This is a genomic window from Brachybacterium zhongshanense, assembly GCF_055385755.1.
The window spans coordinates 341,826-365,258 of record NZ_AP043790.1; the positions used below are offsets into that span (position 1 = coordinate 341,826).

Annotated in this window: 25 protein-coding genes, 1 tRNA gene and 3 pseudogenes; 12 read left to right on the forward strand and 17 right to left on the reverse strand. The window is 70.4% G+C overall.

From position 1 onward, the window contains the following. Window positions 1-69 precede the first annotated feature (69 nt). On the reverse strand, window positions 70-1,482 hold the full coding sequence (locus tag ACZ5AJ_RS01425; protein ID WP_464136474.1) for a DUF418 domain-containing protein: 1,413 nt from the start codon (window positions 1,480-1,482) through the stop codon (window positions 70-72). Window positions 1,483-1,716: 234 nt separating this feature from the next. On the opposite strand from ACZ5AJ_RS01425, the gene nrdF reads away from it, so the two are divergent. The 3 genes and pseudogenes from nrdF to ACZ5AJ_RS01440 form a co-directional block, all read left to right on the forward strand. Beyond that, complete coding sequence (gene nrdF, locus ACZ5AJ_RS01430) at window positions 1,717-2,685, forward strand: class 1b ribonucleoside-diphosphate reductase subunit beta (protein ID WP_464136476.1); 969 nt, start codon at window positions 1,717-1,719, stop codon at window positions 2,683-2,685. A 314-nt stretch (window positions 2,686-2,999) separates the two neighbouring features. Then, window positions 3,000-4,313, forward strand: a complete 1,314-nt coding sequence (locus tag ACZ5AJ_RS01435; RefSeq protein WP_464136477.1) for an ISL3 family transposase — start codon at window positions 3,000-3,002, stop codon at window positions 4,311-4,313. After that, a pseudogene (locus tag ACZ5AJ_RS01440) lies at window positions 4,256-4,516 on the forward strand (ATP-binding cassette domain-containing protein); the annotation flags it as partial. The gene ACZ5AJ_RS01435 and the pseudogene ACZ5AJ_RS01440, both read left to right, overlap by 58 nt. Before the next feature lie 56 nt (window positions 4,517-4,572). Here ACZ5AJ_RS01440 and ACZ5AJ_RS01445 read toward each other — a convergent pair. Genes ACZ5AJ_RS01445 through ACZ5AJ_RS01455 form a run of 3 tightly spaced genes read right to left on the reverse strand, consistent with a single transcriptional unit; the run spans window position 4,573 to window position 6,067 of the window. After that, window positions 4,573-4,908, reverse strand: a complete 336-nt coding sequence (locus ACZ5AJ_RS01445) for a VOC family protein (RefSeq protein ID WP_464136479.1) — start codon at window positions 4,906-4,908, stop codon at window positions 4,573-4,575. Continuing rightward, entirely contained in the window at window positions 4,905-5,063 is a 159-nt protein-coding gene (locus tag ACZ5AJ_RS01450; RefSeq protein WP_464136481.1) for a hypothetical protein, read from the reverse strand. The genes ACZ5AJ_RS01445 and ACZ5AJ_RS01450 overlap by 4 nt, the downstream gene beginning before the upstream one ends. Beyond that, window positions 5,060-6,067, reverse strand: a complete 1,008-nt coding sequence (locus ACZ5AJ_RS01455; RefSeq protein WP_464136482.1) for a GlxA family transcriptional regulator — start codon at window positions 6,065-6,067, stop codon at window positions 5,060-5,062. The genes ACZ5AJ_RS01450 and ACZ5AJ_RS01455 overlap by 4 nt, the downstream gene beginning before the upstream one ends. Window positions 6,068-6,217: 150 nt before the next feature. On the opposite strand from ACZ5AJ_RS01455, the gene ACZ5AJ_RS01460 reads away from it, so the two are divergent. Together ACZ5AJ_RS01460 and ACZ5AJ_RS01465 are read left to right on the forward strand one after the other, a co-directional pair. Continuing rightward, the gene (locus tag ACZ5AJ_RS01460; protein WP_464136484.1) at window positions 6,218-6,883 is read left to right on the forward strand and encodes a DJ-1/PfpI family protein; all 666 of its coding nucleotides are present in this window, start codon (window positions 6,218-6,220) and stop codon (window positions 6,881-6,883) included. After that, window positions 6,880-7,197: a hypothetical protein gene (locus ACZ5AJ_RS01465; protein ID WP_464136485.1), complete on the forward strand. Its 318-nt coding sequence runs from the start codon at window positions 6,880-6,882 to the stop codon at window positions 7,195-7,197. The genes ACZ5AJ_RS01460 and ACZ5AJ_RS01465 overlap by 4 nt, the downstream gene beginning before the upstream one ends. 66 nt (window positions 7,198-7,263) lie before the next feature. Here the strand turns inward: ACZ5AJ_RS01465 and ACZ5AJ_RS01470 are convergent, their stop codons facing one another. Continuing rightward, window positions 7,264-8,022: a class I SAM-dependent methyltransferase gene (locus ACZ5AJ_RS01470; RefSeq protein WP_311257040.1), complete on the reverse strand. Its 759-nt coding sequence runs from the start codon at window positions 8,020-8,022 to the stop codon at window positions 7,264-7,266. A 143-nt stretch (window positions 8,023-8,165) separates the two neighbouring features. Continuing rightward, window positions 8,166-8,819: a GNAT family N-acetyltransferase gene (locus ACZ5AJ_RS01475; RefSeq protein ID WP_464136487.1), complete on the reverse strand. Its 654-nt coding sequence runs from the start codon at window positions 8,817-8,819 to the stop codon at window positions 8,166-8,168. On the opposite strand from ACZ5AJ_RS01475, the pseudogene ACZ5AJ_RS01480 reads away from it, so the two are divergent. Further along, window positions 8,773-9,018, forward strand: a pseudogene (locus ACZ5AJ_RS01480) (helix-turn-helix domain-containing protein); the annotation flags it as partial. The gene ACZ5AJ_RS01475 and the pseudogene ACZ5AJ_RS01480 overlap by 47 nt on opposite strands. Here the strand turns inward: ACZ5AJ_RS01480 and ACZ5AJ_RS01485 are convergent. Beyond that, window positions 9,011-10,123, reverse strand: a pseudogene (locus tag ACZ5AJ_RS01485) (AMP-binding protein); the annotation flags it as partial. The pseudogenes ACZ5AJ_RS01480 and ACZ5AJ_RS01485 sit on opposite strands and share 8 nt — an antisense overlap. Window positions 10,124-10,328: 205 nt before the next feature. Here ACZ5AJ_RS01485 and ACZ5AJ_RS01490 point away from each other — a divergent pair. Together ACZ5AJ_RS01490 and ACZ5AJ_RS01495 are read left to right on the forward strand one after the other, a co-directional pair. Then, on the forward strand, window positions 10,329-10,631 hold the full coding sequence (locus tag ACZ5AJ_RS01490) for a GlsB/YeaQ/YmgE family stress response membrane protein (protein WP_464136489.1): 303 nt from the start codon (window positions 10,329-10,331) through the stop codon (window positions 10,629-10,631). 1 nt (window position 10,632) lies between these two features. Further along, window positions 10,633-11,415: a hypothetical protein gene (locus tag ACZ5AJ_RS01495; protein WP_464136490.1), complete on the forward strand. Its 783-nt coding sequence runs from the start codon at window positions 10,633-10,635 to the stop codon at window positions 11,413-11,415. Between the two features lie 66 nt (window positions 11,416-11,481). On the opposite strand, the gene ACZ5AJ_RS01500 is transcribed toward ACZ5AJ_RS01495, so the two are convergent. Further along, the gene (locus tag ACZ5AJ_RS01500; protein WP_464136492.1) at window positions 11,482-12,150 is read right to left on the reverse strand and encodes an IMPACT family protein; all 669 of its coding nucleotides are present in this window, start codon (window positions 12,148-12,150) and stop codon (window positions 11,482-11,484) included. A 175-nt stretch (window positions 12,151-12,325) separates the two neighbouring features. On the opposite strand from ACZ5AJ_RS01500, the gene ACZ5AJ_RS01505 reads away from it, so the two are divergent. Further along, window positions 12,326-12,931, forward strand: a complete 606-nt coding sequence (locus ACZ5AJ_RS01505; RefSeq protein ID WP_464136494.1) for a hypothetical protein — start codon at window positions 12,326-12,328, stop codon at window positions 12,929-12,931. 94 nt (window positions 12,932-13,025) lie between these two features. On the opposite strand, the gene ACZ5AJ_RS01510 is transcribed toward ACZ5AJ_RS01505, so the two are convergent. The 3 genes from ACZ5AJ_RS01510 to ectA form a co-directional block, all read right to left on the reverse strand. Further along, the gene (locus ACZ5AJ_RS01510) at window positions 13,026-13,439 is read right to left on the reverse strand and encodes an ectoine synthase (RefSeq protein WP_464136495.1); all 414 of its coding nucleotides are present in this window, start codon (window positions 13,437-13,439) and stop codon (window positions 13,026-13,028) included. A 121-nt stretch (window positions 13,440-13,560) separates the two neighbouring features. Next, window positions 13,561-14,859, reverse strand: a complete 1,299-nt coding sequence (gene ectB, locus ACZ5AJ_RS01515) for a diaminobutyrate--2-oxoglutarate transaminase (RefSeq protein ID WP_464136496.1) — start codon at window positions 14,857-14,859, stop codon at window positions 13,561-13,563. A gap of 165 nt (window positions 14,860-15,024) precedes the next feature. Beyond that, window positions 15,025-15,642: a diaminobutyrate acetyltransferase gene (gene ectA, locus ACZ5AJ_RS01520; protein WP_464136498.1), complete on the reverse strand. Its 618-nt coding sequence runs from the start codon at window positions 15,640-15,642 to the stop codon at window positions 15,025-15,027. A 346-nt stretch (window positions 15,643-15,988) separates the two neighbouring features. Between ectA and ACZ5AJ_RS01525 the strand changes: the two genes are divergently transcribed. Beyond that, window positions 15,989-16,061 (forward strand) — tRNA-Lys (locus ACZ5AJ_RS01525). Between the two features lie 21 nt (window positions 16,062-16,082). Beyond that, window positions 16,083-16,604, forward strand: a complete 522-nt coding sequence (locus tag ACZ5AJ_RS01530) for a hypothetical protein (RefSeq protein WP_464136499.1) — start codon at window positions 16,083-16,085, stop codon at window positions 16,602-16,604. Between the two features lie 202 nt (window positions 16,605-16,806). Here ACZ5AJ_RS01530 and ACZ5AJ_RS01535 read toward each other — a convergent pair whose 3' ends face one another. Continuing rightward, window positions 16,807-18,210 (reverse strand): GntP family permease, encoded by a 1,404-nt coding sequence (locus tag ACZ5AJ_RS01535; protein ID WP_464136501.1) that lies wholly within the window; start codon window positions 18,208-18,210, stop codon window positions 16,807-16,809. 294 nt (window positions 18,211-18,504) lie between these two features. On the opposite strand from ACZ5AJ_RS01535, the gene ACZ5AJ_RS01540 reads away from it, so the two are divergent. After that, a complete protein-coding gene (locus tag ACZ5AJ_RS01540; protein ID WP_464136503.1) occupies window positions 18,505-19,065 on the forward strand; it encodes a hypothetical protein in 561 nt (186 codons plus the stop codon). On the opposite strand, the gene ACZ5AJ_RS01545 is transcribed toward ACZ5AJ_RS01540, so the two are convergent. The 5 genes from ACZ5AJ_RS01545 to ACZ5AJ_RS01565 form a co-directional block, all read right to left on the reverse strand. Next, window positions 19,055-20,098, reverse strand: coding sequence for a Gfo/Idh/MocA family protein (locus tag ACZ5AJ_RS01545; protein WP_464136504.1), 1,044 nt, complete (start codon window positions 20,096-20,098; stop codon window positions 19,055-19,057). The two genes, ACZ5AJ_RS01540 and ACZ5AJ_RS01545, sit on opposite strands and share 11 nt — an antisense overlap. A gap of 139 nt (window positions 20,099-20,237) precedes the next feature. Continuing rightward, the gene (locus ACZ5AJ_RS01550) at window positions 20,238-20,651 is read right to left on the reverse strand and encodes a hypothetical protein (RefSeq protein WP_464136507.1); all 414 of its coding nucleotides are present in this window, start codon (window positions 20,649-20,651) and stop codon (window positions 20,238-20,240) included. A gap of 59 nt (window positions 20,652-20,710) precedes the next feature. Next, complete coding sequence (locus tag ACZ5AJ_RS01555) at window positions 20,711-21,061, reverse strand: MazG-like family protein (RefSeq protein WP_464136508.1); 351 nt, start codon at window positions 21,059-21,061, stop codon at window positions 20,711-20,713. Between the two features lie 287 nt (window positions 21,062-21,348). Beyond that, window positions 21,349-22,749, reverse strand: a complete 1,401-nt coding sequence (locus ACZ5AJ_RS01560; protein WP_464136510.1) for a DUF2252 domain-containing protein — start codon at window positions 22,747-22,749, stop codon at window positions 21,349-21,351. Window positions 22,750-22,874: 125 nt separating this feature from the next. Then, on the reverse strand, window positions 22,875-23,336 hold the full coding sequence (locus ACZ5AJ_RS01565) for a VOC family protein (RefSeq protein WP_464136512.1): 462 nt from the start codon (window positions 23,334-23,336) through the stop codon (window positions 22,875-22,877). Between the last annotated feature and the right edge of the window lie 97 nt (window positions 23,337-23,433).

Genomic DNA, 23,433 nt, shown 5'->3' on the forward strand with positions numbered 1-23,433 from the left:
CAAGGTTCCGGAATCCTGCGGACATCAACCGTTTCAGCGGCGTCCTCGGCGCCATCCCCGGGAGCGGGTTCAGCGATGGGGCCGGCGCCGCGCCTGCGGATCGTGCCTGCCGTACGTCATCCGACGCAGCAGCACCTCGGCGGGTCCCCGTCGGCCGCGACGGTCGAGCGCGAGGGCGAGCGGGATGGAGACCGCCCATACCGCGAGGGCGAGCGCGAACGCGGCGCTCGGGCTCGCCGTCCCGCCCAGGCCCAGCCCCGTGGTCGACAGCACCAGCGCGAACACGAGCGACTGGAAGAGGTAGAAGCTCAGCGAGGGGGCACCGACCGCGGCGATGCCCTGCTCGAGCACCGAGGGCGTGCTCAGCCGCGGGCCGAACGACCGAGCGGGACGCCCATAGGCGCGCTCCGCAGGGGTCTCCGCCAGCGCCCCTGACGCCGGGGGCGCCGCGGAGGCGGCGGCCGCCGCAGCCGGATCGTGCCGGTCTACCCGGGCGGCCAGGAGCCCGAAGACGCCGACATAGCCGAGCGCACCGGCGACACCGGTGGCCGTGCTGAGGCCGATCAGGGCCCAGAACATCTCGGCGGGCAGCGGGATCACGCCGAGGTTCTCGAGAGCACCGGGGATGGCGCCGACGACGCCGACGGGGATCCCGATCAGCGCCATCCGCCGCAGCAGACGGGTCCGGTCCCAGGGCTCATCGAGCAGGCGGGCCCGCGCGGCCAGCCAGCCCAGGAGCACGGGCAGCAGGATGCCCGGGCTGAGGGCCTGCTGGACCAGGATGACGGCCCAGCTGCCGACGCGCCAGAGCATCCCGGCCAGCAGGCTCGGGTTGCCATGGGAGGCGTCGCGGATCGCCTCCATGGAGAAGCTGCTGGCGGCCATCCCGGCCATCGCCTCCTCCCGGATCTCCGGGGGCGCCAGCAGCAGCGAGGCCGCGCCCACCAGGGAGAAGAGCGCATACAGCACGAGCAGCACCGCGAGGATCCAGCACCAGACGACGAGGGTGCGTCGGCGCCGGCCGAAGAAGATCCAGACGGCGAGCAGGCCGACGACCCCGTAGGCGCCGAGGATGTCGCCCATGAACAGCAGCGTCGCGTGCAGCAGGCCCAGCAGGATCATCGCCCAGTGGCGTCGGCGCAGCATCCGCCGCACCGTCGTCGGCTGCATGCCGCGATCGATCCGCGAGCGGTAGAACTGGACCATGCCGTACCCGAAGAGGAACGCGAACAGGGGATAGCTGCGCTGGTCGGCGAAGAGGATCACGAGGGTCTGGGTGATCCGGTCGAGCAGCGAGCCGTCGGCCAGGTGCGGGGTCTTCGCGGTCATCGGACGACCCCACAGGAACCAGGAGACGTTCGCGAGGGCGATGAAGGCGAGCATGAAGCCGCGTGCGAGATCCGGGGCCAGCGAGCGGTCCGGCGGAGAGGGCGGGACAGGGGAGGAGGCGGGGACGGAGGAGGGCGGGGACGTGGCGCTCATGGCGGGGCCTTCCGCGGCCGGGCGAGTGACGAAGTCCTGCGGTGTCTGAAAGCTAACGACTGCGTCCGGCCAGGTCACCCGACCAAAGTCGATGCGCTGTCACGGTCGGGGCCAGATCACTGCTGCCGGGGCCTGTCGGAGCCCCTTCTCGGGGGCCGAGGATGCCTAGACTGGCGGGGCTGAACCCGCCCCTCTCGCAGGGGCAGACCCCCTTCTTCTGACAGTGAGGCTGCGGTGAACGACCACCTGAAGACGACGGTCCAGGCGATCAACTGGAACCGGATCCCCGATCCCAAGGATCTCGAGGTGTGGGACCGCCTCACCGGGAACTTCTGGCTGCCCGAGAAGGTGCCGCTGTCCAACGACATCCAGTCCTGGGGTCGTCTGCCCGAGCAGGAGCAGACGCTGACGATGCGCGTCTTCACCGGCCTGACGCTGCTGGACACGGTGCAGGGCACCGTGGGCGCCGTGTCGCTGATCCCCGATGCGATCACCCCCCACGAGGAGGCGGTGTACACCAACATCGCCTTCATGGAGTCGGTGCACGCGAAGTCCTACTCGCAGATCTTCTCGACCCTGTCGAACACCAAGCAGATCGACGACGCCTTCCGCTGGAGCGAGCACAACGAGGCCCTCCAGAAGAAGGCCCGCATCGTCATGGACTACTACCAGGGCGACGACCCGGAGAAGCGCAAGGTCGCCTCCACCCTGCTGGAGTCGTTCCTCTTCTACTCGGGCTTCTACCTGCCCATGCACTACTCCAGCCACGGCGAGCTGACCAACACGGCCGACATCATCCGCCTGATCATCCGTGACGAGGCGGTCCACGGCTACTACATCGGCTACAAGTTCCAGAAGGCGATGGAGAAGTCCTCCCCGGAGCGCCAGGCCGAGCTCAAGGACTACACCTTCTCGCTGCTCTACGAGCTGTACGAGAACGAGGAGGAGTACACCGAGGACCTGTACGACCCGGTCGGCTGGACCGAGGACGTCAAGACCTTCCTGCGCTACAACGCCAACAAGGCGCTGATGAACCTCGGCTTCGAGGGCCTGTTCCCGCAGGACCAGACCGAGGTGAACCCCGCGATCCTCGCCTCGCTGTCCCCGAACGCCGACGAGAACCACGACTTCTTCTCGGGCTCCGGCTCGAGCTACGTCATGGGCAAGGCCGTGGACACGCAGGACGACGACTGGGACTTCTAGGGCCCTTGTCCTAGCTCGGCCCCGAAAGGGGCTGGTGAGAGGCCCGGAACTGCGGTTTATCGCAGCTCCGGGCCTCTTTTCGTGCCTTCTCTCACCAGACAGAGGAGGACAGAGATGAACACCAGTAGCCGTTCGATGGGGCACGCCGGGGGGCACGCGCACACCTGATCAGCGGAGGCGAGGCTTCACGCCGACCGGATTTCGGGCTCTTCGCAGTTGAGGGGGTAGGTGAGGGCGCGTCGGTGTCCTGGTAGGGGTCGAGGTCTCCCGAGGATGGAAGTTCTCACACTGCCCGTCCGACGGAAGACCTCGACGTGTCCCACGCTACATTCGCTGCCCCTGATCTGACCGTGTTCTGCCACCTCGACGAGCTCGGACTCGACGCCGTCGGACTGGACTTGCGGCGTGATCGGGCGGTCATCGAGTGTCGCGTCGCGGAGCCCGACTCGTGGTGTCGAGGTTGCGGCAGTCAGGCGCTCTCGCGCGGGACGGTTGCCCGTCGTCTCGCGCACGACCCGTTCGGCCATCGCCCCACCACGCTCTTGGTCCGGGTTCGCCGCTACCGGTGCGCGACCTGCGGGATCTCGTGGCGGGAGGACACGACGCGGGCGGCGGAGCCGAAGGCGAAGCTGTCGCGCGGCGGGGTGAGGTGGGCGCTGGAAGCACTCGTGATCGACCATCTCGCCGTCACCCGGATCGCTGCGGGGCTCGGCGTCGCCTGGCACACCGCCAACAGCGCGGTCCTTGCCGAAGGGCAGCGGGCGCTGATCGATGACCCGGCCCGGTTCGACGGCGTCACCACGACCGGCGTCGACGAGCATGTCTGGCGCCACACGCGCCACGGTGACAACTACGTCACCGTGATCATCGATCTCACCCCGATCCGCACCGGGACGGGGCCCTCCCGGCTGCTCGACATGGTCGAGGGCCGCTCGAAGCAGGTGTTGAAGACCTGGCTCGCCGCACGCCCGAGCAGCTGGCGCGACGGTGTTGACGTGGTCGCGATGGACGGGTTCACGGGCTTCAAGTCCGCCGCGGCCGAGGAGATCCCGACCGCGACGGCGGTGATGGATCCGTTCCACGTCGTCCGCCTCGCCGGCACCGCCCTCGATGACTGCCGCCGCCGTGTTCAACGCGACGTGTTCGGCAGGCGCGGACGGAAGGGCGACCCGCTCTACTCGGCCCGCCGCGCTCTCCATACCGGGACGCGGTTCCTCATTGACGGGCAGAAGGCCCGCCTGGAGGCACTGTTCGCCGCGGAGCAGCATGTCGAGGTCGAGGCGACCTGGGGGATCTACCAGCGCATGATCTCCGCCTACCGCGACCCGGATCGCGCCGCCGGGAGGAAGGCCATGCAGGGCGTGATCGATGCTGTCTCCCGCGGCGTCCCGGCCGCTCTGGTCGAGCTCCGCAGGCTCGGCCGCACGCTGAAGAAGAGAGCCGCTGACGTCCTCGCGTACTTCGACCAGCCCGGCACGAGCAACGGCCCGACCGAGGCGATCAACGGCCGTCTCGAGCACCTCCGCGGCTCCGCGCTCGGCTTCCGCAACATCGCCAACTACATCGCGAGATCGTTGCTCGAGACCGGCGGCTTCAGCCTCGATGCGCCGATCGGGTTTCCAGAGTGATTCTCGGTGGTTTCGGTCGAGCGGTGCGCGTGGGGGACCTCCGCGCGAATCTCGCTCGCTTCCTCTTCCGGGCGGATGCCGTTCATCGCCGGGTGGCCGATCTCTCCGGCGGCGAGCGTTTCCGCGTCGCCCTCGCGACGCTCCTCCTCGCTGAACCCGCGCATCAGCTTCTCGTACTTGACGAACCGACCAACAACCTGGACCTGGGCAGCATGACCCGCCGGGGGATGAGCACCCGAGCGAGGCGGGGAAGGGCGACTCAGCGAAGGGGAGACCTGCGCGGTTCCGTGTGCATGCCGACGTTGATTACCCGGCCGTCTGAGGCGCGGTAGAAGAAGCGTGTGACGCCCCAGGGCTCCTCGGTCAGCGGGTGCACGATCTCCAGCCCCAACGCCTCGGCGCGAGCGAGTGCGGCGCGGACGTCGTCGACGAAGACGGAGACGTCGGGGTTGACAGGCGCGGAGGCGTCGCGCGTCATCAGGCTGAGCTGGTGCCCGTCTTCGTCTCCGAGCGTCACGATCCAGCCGTGGTCCATGAGGATCCGCAGGTCGAGCGCCTCGGAATGCTCGGCGACCGCCTGCCGCAGGTGGGTCACGGTGAGATTCGGAACGACTCGATCCACGCGCATTTTCTCCGCTCCGTCCGCCAGTTCCCGAGCGGCGAGCCCGGATTGTGGCGCGTCGGGATCGCCGTGACCTCGTCCTGCTTCCCGGGCTGTGTCTCCAGAGTGCCCTCGTCGGCGAGCGTCATGGGGCCACGGTAACAGCATTGCCGTGGCTTTCAGATGGCTCGAATCGGATCTCCTGCGGGAGCGGACGGCCGCCGAACGTCGTCCGGTACTCGCTCGGGGTGACGCCGACGGCGCGGCGGAACTGGGCGCGGAAGTTGCTCGGGCTGGAGAAGCCCGTCTGGAGGGCGATGCGGTCGACGCCGTGGTCGGTGGTCTCCAGCAGTTCCTGCGCGTGGCGGATGCGGACGCCTGCGACCCATTCCATCGGGGCCTGGCCGGTCTCCTGATGGAAGCGCCTGGTGAGGGTGCGGACGCTCATGTGCGCAGCATCGGCGACGTCGCTGAGCGTCAGCCGGCGGTGGGCGTTCTCTTCGACCCAGATGAGGACGTCCTCGAGCGAAGCGGTGCGGTAGGTCGGCGGGTTGCGGACGATGAACTGCGCCTGCCCGCCCGTGCGGTGCAGGGGCGCGACGGCGAGTCGGGAGGCGTGGGCGGCGACGGCGGCGCCGAAGTCGCGGCGGATCATGTGCAGGCACAGATCCAGCCCGGCGGCTGCTCCTGCGGAGGTAAGGATGCGCCCGTTGTCGGTGTAGAGCACGTCCGCTTCCACGACGATCCCGGGGTATCGGCGGGCGAGGAGGCCGGTGGCGAGCCAGTGCGTCGTGGCGCGCATGCCATCGAGCAGCCCGGCCGACGCGAGGGTGAACGCGCCGACGCAGATCGACGCGATCCGCGTGCCGTCCTCAGCGGCCGCGCGGAGCGCATCGGCCAGGCCGTCCGGCAGGGGAGCGGCGGCGTCGTTGCGGCCCGGGACGATGATCGTGTCCGCCTGCGTCAGCGCGTCGAGGCCCGCGTTTGTCGTGATCTGCAGCGGACCGGCGTCGACCGTGGGCGAGGTGCCGGCGACGATCACCCGGTAGGCGGGGCGCCCATCGGGCAGGCTCGCACGCCCGAAGACCTCGACCGCAGTGGCCAGATCGAAGGCGATCACATCCGGCAGTGCGAGGGCGGCGACGGTATGCATAGCCCGACCCTACCCAGCTGGCGGCGGTGATCCAGCAGATGGCTAGATTCAGGAGATACCTGGCTCGAAGGCCGCTCGCCAGGAGCGGGAGCGCGCAGAAGACTCGATGAGGGAGCCGGATCGGCTCCGCAGCGACCAGAAGGAGTGCAGATGCGCAGAGGCGTTCAGATCGTGCTGTTCGACGGGTTCGACCCCCTCGACGTGATCGCCCCGTTCGAGGTGCTCGCCGCGGGGAGCGACGCCCTCGGCGGCGGCCTCGATGTGGAGCTCGTGAGCGCCGAGGGGCCGCGCCGGGTCGTGTCCGGCACGCGCGGCCTCGCGCTGGAGGCGACCGCGGCCCTCGACCCGCACCGCCCCGGCATCATCGTCGTGCCCGGCGCCTCCGGGCCCGTCGACGGCGACCCGGACGAGGGCGTCGAGACGATCCCGGTGCTCCTGGCCCGCTTCGCCGCGACGGCGGCGACCGGGATGATCGCGGAGGCGATGGCCGATCCGGACGTCCGCGTCGCGACGGTGTGCGGCGGGTCGCTCGCGCTCGCGATGGGTGGCCTGCTGGAGGGACGGAACGTCGTCACGCACGTGCTCGGGATGGACGTGCTCGAGGCGACCGGCGCGACCCCGGTCCGGGCGCGCGTCGTCGACGACGGCGACCTCGTCACCGCCGGCGGCGTCACCTCCGGGCTCGACCTGGCGCTGTACCTGCTGGAGCGGGAGTTCGGGCCGCGGATCGCGCTCGCGGTGGAGGCGCTGTTCGAGTACGAGCGGCGTGGCACCGTCTGGCGCGCCGCAGGTCGCGACGCGGAGGTCGCCGCATGAGCGTCATCGGGACCTGGGACGTGTCGATGAAGACCCCGATCGGTACGATCACCGCCGTCTACACCTTCACCCGCGACTCGAGCGGCATCCGCAGCGAGGCCCGCAGCAAGGCCGAGACCGTGCCGCTAGAGGACATCGCCGTCGAGATCGGGGAGGAGGGGGCGGAGCGCGTGCGCTGGCGTCAGCGGGTCAGCAAGCCCATGCGCCTGAACCTCGACTTCGACGTCACCATCGCCGGCGACGAGATGACCGGCGTCTCCCGCGCCGGCCGCCTGCCGCGCACGCAGGTCACGGGAACGCGGATCGTGCCCTGACGGGATCCCTCCTCGCCGTGCACGTGCTCGGCGCGATCCTCACCGTTCCCAGCGGCTCGAGCCGGTCTACGCCAGCGGTCGCCTGGCCTCGATCAGGTGGCGGGTCGAATGCGCGATGAAGGGGCCGTTCTGCTGGATGAGGTCGTGGAGGTCCCGGAGCCGGTCGCGGTGCTTCTCCACGGTGAATCCCGGCACCCACCAGATCACCTTCCGCAGCAGGTACACCACGGAGGCGACGTCGTGGATCTCGATCCGCAGCTTCGCGGTGTGCAGGTCGAGGATCTCCAGCCCCGCGGCCTCGGCAGCGGCCGCCTCGTCGTCGGGGTGGCGTCCGCGGCGAGCTTCCGGCTGCGGGCCGAGGAAGAACTCGATCAGCTCGAAGGCGCTCGCCGGGCCTACGTGCTGGGCGAAGTAATGGCCGCCCGGCCGGAGGAGGCGGGCGATCTCCTCCCACCAGATCGTCGCGGGGTGCCGGCTGGTGACCAGGTCGAACGCCTCGTCGGCGAACGGCAGCGGGGGCTGGTCAGGGGCGGCCACGACGACGACACCTCGCGGATGCAACAGCCGAGTGGCCTTCGCGACGTTCGGTGGCCACGACTCCGTGGCCACCGCGGTCGCGGGAAAGACCTCCGCCTCGGCGAGCACCTCTCCGCCGCCGGTCTGGATGTCCAGCGACGCCGATGCCCGCCCGAGTCGATCGGCGAGCTGCCGGGCGTAGCCCCAGGCGGGACGCTCCTCGGTCGCCCGCCCGTCCAGCCAGGAGAAATCCCACCCGGACACGTCGGCGGAGGAACCAGCCTCGATCAACGCTTCAAAATCTGTCACAGCAGACGATTATCCCCGCGAGAGAGCCTCGATAGCGGAAGGTGGCGCGTGCCTGAGGGCGGTTGCGCCCAGGACTCAGCCGCGGCGGCATGCGACCGTTGGTGCCTCCCGGTGAACAGGCGTGAGGGGTGGCGTCGGAACGCTCAGAGGTCGCGGGTCCAGGTCTGCCCGACGAGGTCGTGGCCGAAGCTGTGGTGGGGTTCTTCGTCGACGAGCGTGAACCCGGTTGCCTGGTAGATGCGGCGGGCGGAGGTCAGCACGTCGTTGGTCCAGAGCGTCATCCGCCGGCATCCGACGTCGCGGGCGAAGTCGAGACAGGTGCGGACGAGTCGTGCCCCGAGGCCGTGACCGCTCGCGCTCGGATCGACGAGCAGGATGCGGAGCTTGGCGGTGTCGTCCTCGCCTGCGACGCAGAAGATGCATCCGGCGCGTCGTCCGTCGAGTTCGGCGATCCACGCGGCTTCATGGTCGGGATCGTGACCGCTGGCGAAGTCGGCGACGATCTGCGCGACGAGCGTTTCGAAGCTGGTGTCCCAGCCGTATTCGCGGGCGTAGACCTCGCCATGCGTCTGGATGACCCATCCGAGATCGCCGGGCTGGTCGAGGCGGCGAATGTCCACTCGTCCATGCTCGGACGAAGCGCGCTCGTCCGCCTGCTGCTGCCTGTTCGTCATCGGTCCTCCTCGGTGGTGTCGTAGCGTCGTAGCAATACTCCCGGTCGGCGGGGGTCTCGGAGGGTGAGGTGGCTGGATGGTCCGAGTCGGGTTGACGTTCACCGAGCGTTCGGAGATATCCACGGCGTCGAAGGCGGGCTGGGGTGTACGGAGAATCGCTCGCCACCTGGGGCGATGCCCGTCGGTCATCTCGCGGGAGATTCGCCGGACCTCGACGAAGACCCGCGGCTACCAGGCTGTGACCGCGGACGTGGCCGCGCAGCGTCGCCGGGCGCGCCTCCAGCAGCGGAAGGCCGTGGCAGATCCGGTGCTGCAGGCCAGGCCGCCTCGTCGACGACGGCGAGGTCCCAGCCGTCCAGCGGGAGGCCGATGCGCACGGGCGCGGTGCCGTCGAGCCGCGCCCCGCAGGCGACGACGGTCGCCTCGGTGGGTCCGTAGGTGTTCCAGACCTCGCGGCCGGGCGCCTGCAGGCGGGCGGCGAGCTCGGGCGGGCAGGCCTCGCCACCCATGATCAGCAGGCGCACCCTCTCGAGCGAGGAGTTCGGCCACAGCGACACCAGGGTCGGCACGGTGGAGACGATGGTGATGCCATTGGCCACCAGCCAGGGGCCGACGTCGACGCCGGAGCGGACGAGCGAGCGGGGAGCGGGCACCAGGCAGGCACCATGGGCCCAGGCCAGCCACATCTCCTCGCAGCTCGCATCGAAGGCGACGGACAGCCCGGCCATGACGCGGTCGCCAGGGGCGATGGGCTCGTCCTGGAGGAACAGGCGGGACTCGGCGTCGACGAAGGCGGCGGCGCTGCGATGGGAGACGGCCACGCCCTTGGGCTTCCCGGTGGATCCCGAGGTGAAGATGATCCAGGCGTCGTCGGCGGTCGAGACCGCCTCCCGCTGCCGAGAGGGCCGTCCGGCGCCGACGTCGGTCGCGGTGATCGCGAGGCCGTCCCCGATCACGGCGACCGCCGCGGACTCCTCCATCACCACGCGGGCGCGCTCGTCGGGGTCGTCGGCGTCGACCGGGACGTAGGCGCAGCCGGCGAGGATGATGCCGATGATCCCGACGTACAGGTCGGTGGTGCCGGAGGCGATGCGCACCCCGACGCGGTCGCCCGGAGCGGCGCCGAGCGCGGCGAGCCGGTCGGCGACCTCCTCGGCCGCGGCATGCAGCTGCGCGTAGGTGAGGGAGACGGCACCGGTGTCGAGGGCGGGCGCATCGCCGTGGGCGGCGACGGTGCGCTCGAGGATGTCGACGAGGGTGCGGGGAGCGGGCGCGCGATCGCCCGCGAGGAGGGTGGGGAGAAGGGCCGGCGCGGATGCTGACACGTCGAGTGGGGGTCCGTTCTCGGTGGTGGGACGACCAGCCGGTCGGATGCCGGCCGACGACAGGATGCGCCCGCTCCCGCTCTCCGGCCAGCCGGAGAGCATCGAGTTCATCCGCCGTTCACCTGCGACGAGGGCGGATGCCGGGCGGAATCCCCGAGATCACATCTCCCCACGTCGTCCGCCGGTCAGAGGCCGCGACGCACCGGTCGGCGCCATGCACTGTGATATCCGGCACAACAGGGGCACAATGGGAGATGTCGGATCGGCCGACAGCGCTAGTCAGCACTCGCGGAACGGGGTACGGATCATGGGTCTCCTCTGGGCGATCATCTCCTGGATCATCATCGGCGGCATCATCGGCCTGATCGCCCGCGCGATCATGCCCGGCAAGCAGTCCCTCAGCCTCGGCCTGACCATCGTGCTGGGCGTCGTCGGCGCCCTCGTCGGCGGTCTCATCGGCGGCCTCTTCGGAGGCGACGGCATCAGCGGCATCATGAGCAACCCGTGGAGCCTGGGTACCATCCTGCTCGCCGTCATCGGGGCGCTCATCGTGATGGTCGTCTACGGGCTGGCCACGCGGGGCTCGGGGGACGCGAGAGGACGTGGGTGAGGTGGCTCGAGCTCCGGACGCGGCGGGTCATGGACGGCCCGACCGGCCCGACCTGTCTGACCGGCCCGACATCGACGTCGAGGAGCAGGTGCGTCGACTGCGCGACGACTTCGGGATGATCCTGCGGGAGGACTTCGGCCCGCTCGTGCACCGTCCCGACGAGGACCCCGCCCTCGAGGAGGCGCTGAGGGTCCCGTACTACGCCCTGCTCTACAACGCCAACGTCGTGCCCGAGGGGATCATCGCGCAGCGCGGCCGGCTCGAGGGCTCGCTCGCGATCGACGTGCAGATGCGCCAGGCCGGTCTGCAGCCCGCGCTCGCCCGCAGCCGCATGATCGCCAAGGTGCTGTGCTCGGCCTGGGACGAGGTCGGGGCGATCACCGCCATCCAGCCCCTGGAGTGGGACGACATCGCACTGACCGGGACCTTCGCGATCGAGGTCGCCGAGGGCCAGGCCAGCGGCGACAGCCTGGTCTCCGTGACGGGCGGCGACCTCGGCGCCGTGCTCGAAGCGGTGCTGGAGGTGGTCCGACCGGTAGGGGTCGGCTTCGCGGTCTCCCGGGATCCGGTCGCCCTGCGCGACGATCCCGGCTCAGGATGGCGCTGGGTGCATGCGGTCGACCCGGAGGAGCGCACCGGCGATTTCGCCGAGCTCGCCGGCGAGCTCTCCCTCGAGGTCCTCGCTCTGCTGCTGAAGGCCCCCGAGGGCAGCTGCGGACCGCTGACGATGGTGCCCGACAGCTATCTCGACGTGCCCGGCATCGACGCCGGCGGCGGACGGTAGCACCCAGGCCGACGGCAGTCTCGGTCGGGCCGACGGCCGCCTCGGTCAGGCCGACGGCCGGGTCGATCAGGCGAGGGGGAGATCGGCCGTGCGCGTCCCGTCGGCCCGGACCTCGATGCGCCCGGACGACCACCGGGCGACGTCGGCCTCCAGCCGGGGCAGATCCGCAGGATCCAGCAGCACCGTGAGCGTCGCCAGACGCGAGGAGTACCCCGTCTCCTCGACCTGCCCGCCGTGCCCCGCCGCCCAGATCCGCACCGCGTTCTCCGCCGCACCGATCTCCGCCAGCGGAACCTCCATCCGGGCGACGGCCAGGCCCGTCCTGCGGCGCAGCACCCCCTCGGTGCGGGCGGCCTCGACGGCCTGCTCGACCCCGGCGGTGTAAGCGCGCACGAGCCCTCCCGCACCCAGCTTGATGCCCCCGAAGTAGCGGATCACGATCGCGAGGGTGTCCGTCAAGCCTGCATGCAGCAGCGACTGGAGCATCGGCATGCCGGCGGTCCCGGAAGGCTCCCCGTCATCGTTCGAGCGATGCACGAGCGGGGTCCCGTCGCGCTCGCCGATGACCATCGCCGTGCAATGGTGGCGGGCATCGGGATGCTCACGGCGCGCTGCACGGATCAGCTCGTCGGCCCGGCCGACGTCCTCGACGCGATGCAGACGGGTGAGGAAGCGCGAGCGCCTCTCGACCAGCTCCGTCTCCAGATCGGAGGCGAGGACCAGCGGATCGGGCATGCCAGGAGTCTAGATGCCCCGCCGGATGCCCCGCCGTGCCCGGATGCCCCGCCGTGATGCTGCCCTGCGTTCGTCTGCTCGGCTGCTCAGCTGCTCAGCGTTCGCCTGCTCTGCGTCCAGCTGGTCTGTGTGCAGGTACTCTGTCCGCGGCCGACCGAGCACCACGGAGGAACCGATGAGCAGACCGCAGTCCTCGCCCCTGCAGCCGCAGCCGATGCCGCCGTTCGGCGGCCCTGCGCCAGCCCCGGCTCCTGCACCCCCGCGGAGGTCGAAGGCCCCGAAGGTCCTCATGATCATCGGCGGGATCATCCTGGGGCTCGCCGCGGCGGTGGGCATCACCATCGCGATCGTCAGCATCCTGAGGATCACGGGGGACGCGGAGCAGATCATCGAGCACCCCGAGGGCGCCGCCACGATCACCGCCGAGGAGGGGGAGCTCGTCGTGCTCTATGTGCAGGAGGGCGCCGGCCAGCCGTACTGCACCGTCGGCGGCCCCGCGCCCGACAGCGTCGGCACCGGCACCTCCGTGAACTACAGCTACGAGGGCGGCGGGGACAGATGGGTCTCCTTCGACTCCTTCACCGCCGAGGATGCCGGGGACTACAGCATCGACTGCGGCGGAACGCCCTTCGCGGCCGGACCTCCGGTGTCCATCGGCGCCATCCTCGGCACTGTCGGCGGGATCCTGACGGCCGTGCTCGGCGGAGGGCTCGGACTCCTGCTCCTCATCATCGGGCTGATCCTGTGGCTCGTCGGCCGCAGCAGGAGCTCCGCCGCCTGACGGGCGCCCGACGAGACGGCCCCTGCGCAGCGATCGCTGCGCAGGGGCCCTCCCGTCGTCTCGTCATCCGGCTCCGCCGGTGCGGAGGCGGGGATCAGGCGACGGGCGCCGCCGCGGCGTCAGCCTCCGTCACCAGGGGGTACACGCCGTTCTCGTCGTGGACCTCGCGGCCCGTGACCGGCGGGTTGAACACGCACACACAGCGGATCTCGGTGCGCGGACGCACGATGTGCTTGTCGTGGTCGTTGAGCAGGTAGAGGCTGCCCGGCGCCAGCTGGTGCACCTCACCGGTGGCGACGTCCTCGATCTCGCCCTCGCCGTGGGTGATGAACACCGCCTCGATGTGGTTCGCGTACCAGAACTCGCTCTCGGTCCCGGCGTACAGGGTGGTCTCGTGGACGGAGAAGCCCACGCCCTCCTTCGCCAGGATGATGCGCTTGGAGCGCCAGTTCTCCGACTTGACGTCGGCTTCGGTGTCGGTGATCTCGTCCAGGGTGCGCACGATCATGGGTGCAGGGGTCCTTCCGGTCGCTTGCGGGGGAGAGGCCGACGGGTGCGTCGGCCGGGCCGACGGCGGTGCGTCGGCCGGAGAGTCGGCGGTCGCCGCCTCAGAGACGGCGGTCGCCGTCTCAGGCGGTGAGGGCCTCGTCGATGGCCTGCTCGAGCAGGTCGAGACCGCGGGTGAGCTCGTCGTCGGTGATCGTCAGCGCCGGCAGCAGCTTGACGACCTCGTCGTCGGGCCCGGACGTCTCCACCAGCATGCCCAGCTCGAAGGCGCGGGCGGTGATGCGCCCGGCGATCTCGCCGGAGGGCATGCCGAGGCCGCGCGCGAGGCCGCGACCCTTGACGATCAGCTCATGGGTCTCGCTGTGGCGGGCGGCGATGGAGTTGAAGCGGGACTCGATGTAGGCGCCCTTGGCGACCGTCGACTTCTCCAGCTCGTCGTCGCTCCAGAACAGCTCGATCGCCTTGGTGGCGGTCGCGAAGGCCGGGCCGATGCCGCGGAAGGTGCCGTTGTGCTCCCCGGGCTCCCAGATGTCCAGCTCGGGCTTGATCAGGGTGATCGCCATGGGCAGGCCGTAGCCGCTGATCGACTTCGACAGCGTCACCATGTCGGGGACGATCCCGGCCTCCTCGAAGCTGAAGAAGCCGCCGGTGCGGCCGCAGCCCATCTGGATGTCGTCGACGATCAGCAGGATGCCGTGCTTCGTGCACAGCTCGGAGAGACCGCGCAGCCACTCCGCGCGGGCGGCGTTGATGCCGCCCTCGCCCTGCACCGCCTCCACGATCACCGCGGCAGGCTTGTTCAGCCCGCTGCCGGCATCGGTGAGCAGGCGCTCGAGGTACATGAAGTCGGGCACGACCTGGCCGAAGTAGTCGTCGTACGGCATCGGGGTGGCGTGCACGAGCGGGACGCCGGCGCCGCCGCGCTTGAGCGAGTTGCCGGTGACGGACAGGGCACCGAGGGTCATCCCGTGGAAGGCGTTGGTGAAGTTCACGACCGACTCGCGGCCGGTGACCTTGCGGGCCAGCTTCAGCGCGGCCTCCACGGCGTTCGCGCCGCCGGGACCGGGGAAGACGACCTTGTAGTCGAGACCGCGCGGCTCGAGGATGCCGCTGCGGAAGGTCTCGAGGAAGCGTCGGCGCACGTCGGTGAACATGTCCAGGCCGTGCACGATGCGGTCCTCGAGCAGATGGTCGATGAGGACCTTCTTCAGCTCAGGATGGTTGTGGCCGTAGTTCAGCGCGCCGGCGCCGGAGAAGAAGTCGAGGTACTCCTTGCCGTCGACGTCGGTCATGGTGCTGCCGACGGCGGTCGCGAACTCGGTCGGCCAGGAGCGGGAGTAGCTGCGCACCTGCGACTCGAGGGCGGTGGGGTCCTCGACGGCGGCGGCAGCGGTGGGCTTCGAGGGTGCAGTGATGGTCACGGCAGGGGTCCTTTCGGTCGGCGATCGGTCGGGCGGGGGCGTGCAGGAGCACCGGTGCGTGCAGGGGCAGTCCGGCGGAGCAGGGGTGGTGCGGAGGCGGTGCGGTGGAGCTGAGGCGGTGCCGTGGGTGGGGGCGGGGTGCTGCGACGAGGGTCGACGTGCAGGTCAGGCCATGGGTCTCAGTCGGTCGATGACGTGCACGGGCTCGGCCTCGTGGCCGTCGGGGAAGTCCGCGGCGGTGAACAGCGGGTGCACCTCGTGGCGGGCGCCGCGTCGCTCGGCGAGCGAGGCGAACAGGCGCTTCGAGGCGGTGTTGTCCTCGGAGATCGTGGTCTCGAGGACCTCGACGGGCGGCAGTGCACCGCTCGGGCGGTCAGCAGGAGCGCTGGCCTGGTCGTCGGCCGGAGCGTCCGCCAGATCGGCGAGCAGCGAGTCGAGCATCCGGGCCGCGATCCGTCGGCCGCGCTGGGCGGAGTCCACAGCGACCTGCCAGATGAACAGGCGCTCGGGCGCCTCCGGGCGGCGGTAGCCGGTCACGAACCCGACGACCTCGCCGTCGGAGATCGCCACCCGCGAGGTGGAGGCGAAGTCCCGCGCCAGCAGCAGATAGGCGTAGGACGAGTTGAGATCGAGCGTGCCGCTGTCGCGGGCGATCCGCCACATGGCGGCCCCGTCGCTCGGGACGGGGGAGGTGACGACGAGGTCGTCGGGGGTCGAGCTGTTCTCCTGGATCGATAGGCGGTCGTCGAGCGTTCTCGGTGAATGGCCCATAGCGGTCGACAACGCTAGCGAGAAGCCCGACGAAACCCCAGCGCCACCCCTCTTGACGGCGCGGATCCTCGGAGTGTCGTAACGCGACCGTGATGATCGACAGCGCCGGCCGACGGGCCTGTCCTGCTCCGGATGCTTCGAGATGACCTGCAGTGATGCTCGACGCCGACGGTGTTCGGCTGCGCTCCGCATCGCCGCTATGTGAGGTGGGCCACTATCGAGGGCGCATGAGGGGCTCTGTGAAGGCGTAGGAGGGGCTCTGTGGACGGGCAGGGAGGGGCGCTGCGCTCGCGGCTAGGATGGTGTGGCCCGTTCACCCGTCCCGCGCCCTGTGCCCTGCGGACGGCGCGACGGGCACGGGCCTGTAGCTCAGTCGGTAGAGCATCGGACTTTTAATCCGCGGGTCGAGGGTTCGATCCCCTCCGGGCCCACTGCTGGTCAGAGCAGAGTTCGTGGTTCTGCTCCACATCCCGAAGCGGGCAATGAGGGCAACGCCGCCGCGAGTGCTGGGCTGGACGATGAGGGACGGCATACGATCCTCCGCCACTGCGTCCGCTCCGTCGGGACAGGTCGATCCTGCCGCACTCTCAGTGCTCACCTCTTGGGGCGAGACGTGCGAGCATTCCGAGCATCAGCACCTTAGTCAGGAAGGTTCACGCATGAATGCGGGCGACCGGCCGAGAGTGGTCTGCCTCTGCGGCTCGCTCCGCTTCCAGGGGCTCTTCGAGTCGGAGCGGCGACGTCTGACCGCGCTCGGGATGATCGTGCTCGCGCCCGAAGCGATCGATGAGGAACTGACGCCCGCCCGACGAGAAGCACTCGGTGAGCTGCATCTTCGCCGAATCGACGTGTCGGACGAGGTGCGAGTGGTGAGCGAAGGCGGATACCTCGGATCAGCAGCGCGGCGCGAGATCGCCTACGCACGGGAGAAGGGCAAGAGCATCAGCTCCATGGACCCGGGTCTTGTCCTCTGACGCCCCTGGCGAGCTTCAGCGATCGCATCCGAGGCTCGCGTCGCATCATGCCGACCGCCCTGCTGCGCCACGCACCTGCAGGATCTGTCGGCGCGGCTCGTCCGCGTCGAGTGACTGGCCTCAGCGGCCACGGCGCCGACTCCCCGTCCTGAGCGGTCGGCACCGCGGGGCGCGGGCCATTCGCCGCCCGCGCCCCGGGCGCTCAGCCGATCGAGGCGATGCCGTACAGGATCAGCGAGAGGGCGAAGCCGACGAGTGCCATCGCCGTCTGCACGATGGTCCAGCTGGCCAGGGTCTGCTTCATCGAGAGCCCGAAGAAGCGGGAGACCAGCCAGAAGCCCGAGTCGTTCACGTGCGAGACGCCGACGGACCCCGCGGACATGGCCATCACGATCGCCACGATCTGGAGGGCGCTGAAGTCGCCGGCCGCGACCACGGCCGCCATGAGCGAGGCCGCCGTCGTGAGTGCGACGGTCGCCGAGCCCTGCGCGATGCGCACGATCTGGGCGATCAGGAAGGCCGCGACGATGACCGGCAGGCCGATGCTGTTGAGGGATCCGGCCACTGCGTCGCCGATGCCGGTCAGACGCAGCACGCCGCCGAACATGCCGCCCGCACCGGTCACGACGACCACCGAGCAGATCGGGCCGAGCGACGAGTCCTGGATCTTCTCGATGAGGGTCCCGGACTTCCCGGCGCCCCAGCCGAGCACCACCATCGACACCAGCACGGTGATCAGCAGCGCGATCGGGGTCGCGCCGAGGGCACGCAGCACCTGCACGACCGGCTGCGCGAGGAACGCCTCGGGGTCGGCGGTGGTGAAGGCGATGGTGTTCAGGCCCGTGTTCATGAGGATGAGCACGAGGGGGAGCAGCAGCATCGAGATGATCTTCGGGACCGACGGGCGGGACTCGAAGCCGGTGTCCTCGGTGGTCGAGTCGAGGATCGTGGGGACCGGCACCTGGATGCGGTCGCCGAGGACCCGGCCGGCGAGGGGCGCGACAGCGGCCCAGATGATGAGGGCGAAGACGAGACCGACCAGCAGCACGAGCCCGACGTCGGCCCCCATGATGTTCGAAGCGGCCACGGGTCCCGGATGCGGCGGCGCGAAGATGTGCATCGCCGAGAACGCGATCGCGCTGGGGAAGGCGACGGACAGGAACGAGGCGCCGGTGCGGCGGGCGACGGCGTAGATGATCGGCATCATCACCACGAGACCGGCGTCGAAGAAGATCGGGAAGCCCATGAGCAGGCTCGCGACCGAGAGGGCGATGCCGGCATGTCGGTCGCCGAAGATGCCGATCATCTTCTCGGCGAGCACCTGGGCGCCGCCGGAGGCCTCGATCATGCGCCCCAGCATCGCGCCGAGGCCCACCAGCAGCATCACGTCGCCGAGGGTCGAGTTGAAGCCGAAGCCGATCGCCTCGAGGAGCCGGTCGGCGGGGATGCCGGCGGCGACGGCGGTCAGCAGGCTCGTGATCAGCAGAGCGAGGAAGGCGTGCATCCGCAGCGCCATGATCATCACGAGGAGGGCTGCGATCGAGGCGACGGCGAGGATCAGCAGGCCCCCGGTGCCGAGGTCCCAGTTCAGGACGAGATCATCCATGGGTGGACTCTTTTGTCGGTGAGCTCTGCGCTGAGCTCGCTGTCGGGCGGCGTCGTCTGCGACGCCACGGCCGACGGGGCGGGGCCAGCCTATGCCGGACATCCCGTCGCAGTGGGTGCAGGGTCCTGGACCCGTGCCGTCGTCGATGAGGGGCCGACGAGGGGATAGCGCAGGAACCGATCACCGTTCTGCAACGATGCCGATCCTGCTCTCGCGGTGGACCGCCCGTCGGCGGAACCATGGTCGTGAACGCTCCCCCCTCGGGTCGGGGCCTTGCACGAGGGAGTCGCCGGGATGATCGCACGCATAGCAGCCGTCGCCGCGGCCGTCGGCGCGCTCGCGATCATGATCGCCCCCACCTGGCGGGTCCCCGAGACCGGTCCCGACGGCCTCGAGGCCGTCGGCCGAGCCCGCGAGTACACCCTCGAACCGTGGAGCAGCGCCACCCTGTTCGGTTACGGCGACGTCTTCCCCCTGCTGGCGATGGTCCTGACGCTGTTCGCCCTCATCGCCGGCGCTGTGAGCCTGCGCAGCGGCGGCCGCATGCGCACCATGGGGGCCCTGACCTCGCTGTCGGCGGTCTCCACACTGCTCGGCGGTCTCCTGTTCGACGGCCTCGCGCCCGGGCCGCTGAGCGCGATCGCCCTCCTGCTCGCCTCGTCCCTGCTCGCCCTCACCCTGGGGTCGAGATCGCATGGCGCCACAGAGCCGACGACGACGGCGCCTGCGCCATCGCCAGCAGCCGCGGCAGCACCGGCAGTCCCGGTAACACCGGCAGTCCCGGCAGCACGGCCGTCGGAGGCGGCGGGGGAGAGCTGCCCCGCCGCCCGGAGCGGCCGTCCGCTCAGGGGATGACGACCTCCTCCATCTGCCCGGACTCGGCCGATCGCGCGGCCGCCTCCATCAGCGCCAGGCTGCCGAGGTTCGCACGACCCGAGGTCTCCGGGACGCTCCCGTTCTCGATCGCGTCGGCGAAGATGCGCAGGCCGGCCGACCGGCCCAGCAGCGGCATCGTCTCGAGCTCGATCTCCGTCGGCTCCTCGCCGACGAGACGCAGCACCACGCTGTCCTTCTCCGTCGGGTCCTCGTACGCGCCGCCGCCGCGGCTCGTGAACCGCAGCTCGCCGTCCTCGCCGGAGATCCGCCACTCGCCCGCCCAGGGCGTCGGCTCCCCCCGGTCGAGCCAGCTGCCCCGATAGCTCACGACCAGCCCGTCGGCCATCTCGATCACCATCACCGCCTGCGCCTCCTGGACGTACTTGCTGAAGGAGGGGTCCTTGACCTTCGTGAACACCCGCACGGCCTCCTGCCCGGTGACCTTGCGCAGGAGATCGAAATGGTGGATCGCCATGTCGTAGAGCATCGGATGAGGGAAGCGGTAATGGGGGTGCGCGTCGAACGCCCGGTCGTTGTCCCACTGGCGGAAGTCGATGCTCAGCGAGGCGATCTCCCCGATCGCCCCCTCCGCCAGCAGCCGCTCGGCCGCCCGGGGCGCAGGATAGTTGCGGTAGTTCTGGCTGACCTGCAGCACCAGCCCCAGCTCCTCGGCGCGCGCGGCGACCTCGGCGGCCTCCTCGAGAGTGTTCGCGAAGGGCTTCTCGACGATCACATGCTTGCCGGCCTCGAGGGCTTCGAGGGCGAGCGGCGCATGGGTGACGGCCGGTGCGGTGATCACGACGGCGTCGGCCTCCACGCCGGCCAGTGCTGCGGTCAGCGACGGGAACGCCCTGTCCTCGGGCAGGCCCAGGTCCTTCTGCGCCTTCCTCAGCGTGGGCTCGCTGGGATCGGCGATCGCGGCGACTTCGATCTCGTCGACCGCTGGGATCGCGGTGCGCGCCCAGTCGCCTCCCCAGCCGCCCAGTCCGACGTGGATGATCCTGATCGTCATCGATGCACTCCCTGTTCCTGCTTGCGCCGCGGCTCTGTCCGCGGACGGATGGTCCGAGGACCATGCTTCCACCATCACGCTGATGGTGTGCGCCTCCGCGGGTCGCGGGTCGCAGGCCGCGGGCCGTGAGGTGTCGGGGTCAGCGGGCGTCGTCGAGCAGCGATCGCAGGATCTCGAGCGCCCGGTCGCGAGAGACCCGCTTGCCGAACGGGTGGACGTCGGCGCTGACCACACCCCGGTGCTCGGCGACGTGGTCGCGCACGCGGTCCTCGAGGGCGGCCGACGACGGGGCCCGTACCGACACCGGCGGGTCAAGCACCACGGCCACGCAGACCGGTCCCTCCTCGTAGTGCACGTAGAGCGCACGCTGCGCATCGGTGCCGAACAGGCCGGCCTCGGCGAGTGCGGGGAGCTGCCCGACAGTGGTGAACAGGCGGCTGTGGATCTCGGCCCGCTCGTCGGCGCTGCGGTGCGCCATCCCGGCGGGGATCGTCAGCTCGGCGGACTCTGCCCTCAGCGCGAGGACCTTGCGACGGGAGTCGTCGTCGACCATGATCGCCTCCTTCTGCCTCCAGTATCCCCGGGGGATGACCGGATGTCAGGGGCCCGGCGTCATCCGTCGAGACCCGCCCGACGGAGGGTCCGCTCGAGCTTGTCCTCGAGCAGCGCGATCGATCGCCGATCGTGGCCGCGCACATGCTCGAGGGCGGCGAGGGCCGTCACAGCCACGTCGATCAGCTCCTCCTGCACGTCCAGTGCCGTGTGGGTGACGCCCTTGCGAGGGTTCTGCCCGGTCGCCCCGATCTGTGCGGCGACGACCTCGCCGGCCTCCTCGGTGATCTTCGCCAGCCGCGCCCAGGTCGCCGCCTCAGGGTCTCGGCCCGCATTGCCCGCATCGATCCATTCGCTGAGCCGCGCGATGCCGTCGGCGATCCTGTCGGCGTCCGGAGATCTCTCGTCCATGGGGCCAGTCTCCGTCCTCTGCGCGGAGTCCGTCGTCCGTCGTCCGTCGACCGGATGCGCCGCCGCTGCTTCGCGTCCTCGTCTCGATAACGCCGGGTGCATTGCTCCTCTGCTGACGTCGGGGCCTTGCCCGTGTTCGTGGACACGGGTGAGGCCCCACGGTCGACGACGCGGCCGGCCACTGCTGGCGCTTGAACCTCGTGCTCGAGGAGGGCGGCTGGGAATCCCGACTCGACGGGCCCGACGCGACAGATCCGGAGGAGGCAGACAGCGCCTGAGCGCAGGGCTCAGGCGCTCCCGCTCCTGCGTGCCGCGAACGCGGCGTGATCGGCCTCTGCGCGATCGGCGTACGCGTTGGACCATTCCCACAGCGCCTCTCCGACGCGGCCTCCGCCGCCGAGATAGCCGCTGACGATCGGCACGAGAGGGGACTGACCGTGGGCGCGCGCGAGGGTCAGCGCACAGGCCTGCGCATACAGGGTGAAGGGCTCGTCGTCGAGGGTCTCGGCGTCGATCCCGCCCTTCATGTCGTGATACTGCCGCACATACAGGTCGAGGCCCTGTGCCTGCAGATGCCCCAGCAGCGGATCCGAGACCGCCTGGAGCACCCGCTGCATGCCGACCACTCGGGCGCCCTCTCCGCGGGCGGCGATCAGGTCCGTCAGTGAACGCGGCTGGGAGATCCGCCCGTACTCCTCGAGCACGCTGCGTCCGGCTTCCTTGGACTGCATGATCAGGCCTGCCCCGTCGCCGTCCTGCAGCAGGATCAGGGAGCATCGGGTGCCGACGCTGCCGATCCCGACCGCACGCCGGATCATGTCGGAGACCACGTAGTGCTGCATGAGCACTCGCACCTCCGGCGATGCGGCGTCGAGATAGCGGTGGACCCAGAGGGCCGTGCGGCGCTCCGCGGCCTCGTCCAGGCGCTGCATCGTCGGCGGATCCGGTACGAAGCGCAGCCGACCGTCCGCGTCGGCCTCTGTGAGGCGGCGGACCGCTCGTTCTCCGGTGCGCTTCCGGGCCCGCGAGGTCGCCGTGCGGAGGGCCTTGCGCGCCTCCCACGGCAGCGCGTCCCCCGCGGCATCGGCGTCGAAGTGCGCGTAGAACTTCTCCAGGGGAGCGGTCTCGCCGGCGGCGTCCAGCGCCGTCGCATAGGCGCGCACGGCACCGGTCACCGCCTCATGGAGGATGGCCTCGGTCCTGCCGCTCACGCGCCCCGCGAGGACGACGCTGGTGACCAGGCGCTTGAGGTCCCACTCCCAGGGGGCCCACGCGGCCTCGTCGAAGTCGTCGAGGTCGAACACCAGGGTGCGCTGCGGGGAGGCGTAGAAGCCGAAGTTCGCGACATGCGCGTCACCGCTGGACGGAACGACGACGCCGGTATGGGGCTCCAGGGCGAGATCGGCGGCCATCACCGCCGTGGACCCCCGGTAGAAAGCCAGCGGACTCGCGGCCATGCGCTCCTCGCGCAGAGGCACCAGCTCCGGTACCCGCGTGAGGTTCTGGGAGTCCAGGACCTCGAGCGGATCCCTCGTGCGCGGCCCGAGCACCGCCAGCGCCTTGCGCGGCAGCGACTTGCGCAGACTGCGTCCGGCCTCACGGCCCTCCGCTGCCGACGCGGGCGGCATCCACGGGCCCTCCTGGCCGATGGTCCGCGGATGGTTCGCGGGGGCGCTGGGTGCGTTCATCGGGTGGGATCTCCTCGCCGTCGTCCGCCTGCGCCCGACGCTCGGGGAACGCGCTCGGGATCGGGCAGAGCCATATGCGTCCTCAGGGATTATCCACGGGAGGGAGTCGGATGTGCACGTCCCGATCAGTCGAGGCAGAACTCGTTGCCCTCGGGATCCGCCATGACGATGAACCCTGCGCTCATCGGCGGCTCGGGCTCGACGCGGCGCAGGCGGGAGGCCCCGAGCGCGACCAGGCGCGCGCACTCCGCTTCGAGGGCGGACATGCGAGCCTCGCCCTCGAGCCCCGGTGCGGCACGGAGGTCCAGGTGGACGCGATTCTTGACGGTCTTCTCCTCCGGCACCTGCTGGAAGAACAGGCGCGGTCCGGAGCCGTCGGGGTCCTCGAGGGCGGAGGAGGAGTTGCGCAGCTCGACGGGGATGCCCGACCGCTCGAGCGCCTCATCCCAGGCGACGAGGGGGTCGGCGCCCGCCGGCAGCTCGACGCCGGGCGGACTGGGATGGACGTAGCCCAGTGCGTCGCGCCAGAAGATCGATAGGGACCTCGGATCGCGGGCGTCGATGGTGATCTGGACGGTCGTGCTCATGGTCTCCTCCTGGTGCGGGGGGTCAGCTCATGGGAACGATGGTTCCGCCCCGCGAGGACAGAAGGTGTCCGCTGAAACCGGTGTCGCATGCCGAGCG

Bases quoted from the DNA above. Each gene is read 5' to 3' on its own strand.
- ACZ5AJ_RS01510 (WP_464136495.1), bottom strand. From the start codon at position 13,439: ATGATCGTGCGCACCCTGGACGAGATCACCGACACCGAAGCCGACGTC.
- ACZ5AJ_RS01500 (WP_464136492.1), bottom strand. From the start codon at position 12,150: ATGCCCGATCCGCTGGTCCTCGCCTCCGATCTGGAGACGGAGCTGGTC.
- ACZ5AJ_RS01460 (WP_464136484.1), top strand. From the start codon at position 6,218: ATGCGCAGAGGCGTTCAGATCGTGCTGTTCGACGGGTTCGACCCCCTC.
- ACZ5AJ_RS01550 (WP_464136507.1), bottom strand. From the start codon at position 20,651: ATGGTCGACGACGACTCCCGTCGCAAGGTCCTCGCGCTGAGGGCAGAG.
- ACZ5AJ_RS01465 (WP_464136485.1), top strand. From the start codon at position 6,880: ATGAGCGTCATCGGGACCTGGGACGTGTCGATGAAGACCCCGATCGGT.
- ACZ5AJ_RS01505 (WP_464136494.1), top strand. From the start codon at position 12,326: ATGAGCAGACCGCAGTCCTCGCCCCTGCAGCCGCAGCCGATGCCGCCG.
- ACZ5AJ_RS01450 (WP_464136481.1), bottom strand. From the start codon at position 5,063: ATGACGCTCGCCGACGAGGGCACTCTGGAGACACAGCCCGGGAAGCAG.
- ACZ5AJ_RS01560 (WP_464136510.1), bottom strand. From the start codon at position 22,749: ATGAACGCACCCAGCGCCCCCGCGAACCATCCGCGGACCATCGGCCAG.
- ACZ5AJ_RS01535 (WP_464136501.1), bottom strand. From the start codon at position 18,210: ATGGATGATCTCGTCCTGAACTGGGACCTCGGCACCGGGGGCCTGCTG.
- ACZ5AJ_RS01540 (WP_464136503.1), top strand. From the start codon at position 18,505: ATGATCGCACGCATAGCAGCCGTCGCCGCGGCCGTCGGCGCGCTCGCG.
- ACZ5AJ_RS01455 (WP_464136482.1), bottom strand. From the start codon at position 6,067: ATGCATACCGTCGCCGCCCTCGCACTGCCGGATGTGATCGCCTTCGAT.
- ACZ5AJ_RS01565 (WP_464136512.1), bottom strand. From the start codon at position 23,336: ATGAGCACGACCGTCCAGATCACCATCGACGCCCGCGATCCGAGGTCC.
- ACZ5AJ_RS01545 (WP_464136504.1), bottom strand. From the start codon at position 20,098: ATGACGATCAGGATCATCCACGTCGGACTGGGCGGCTGGGGAGGCGAC.
- ACZ5AJ_RS01555 (WP_464136508.1), bottom strand. From the start codon at position 21,061: ATGGACGAGAGATCTCCGGACGCCGACAGGATCGCCGACGGCATCGCG.
- ACZ5AJ_RS01490 (WP_464136489.1), top strand. From the start codon at position 10,329: ATGGGTCTCCTCTGGGCGATCATCTCCTGGATCATCATCGGCGGCATC.
- ACZ5AJ_RS01425 (WP_464136474.1), bottom strand. From the start codon at position 1,482: ATGAGCGCCACGTCCCCGCCCTCCTCCGTCCCCGCCTCCTCCCCTGTC.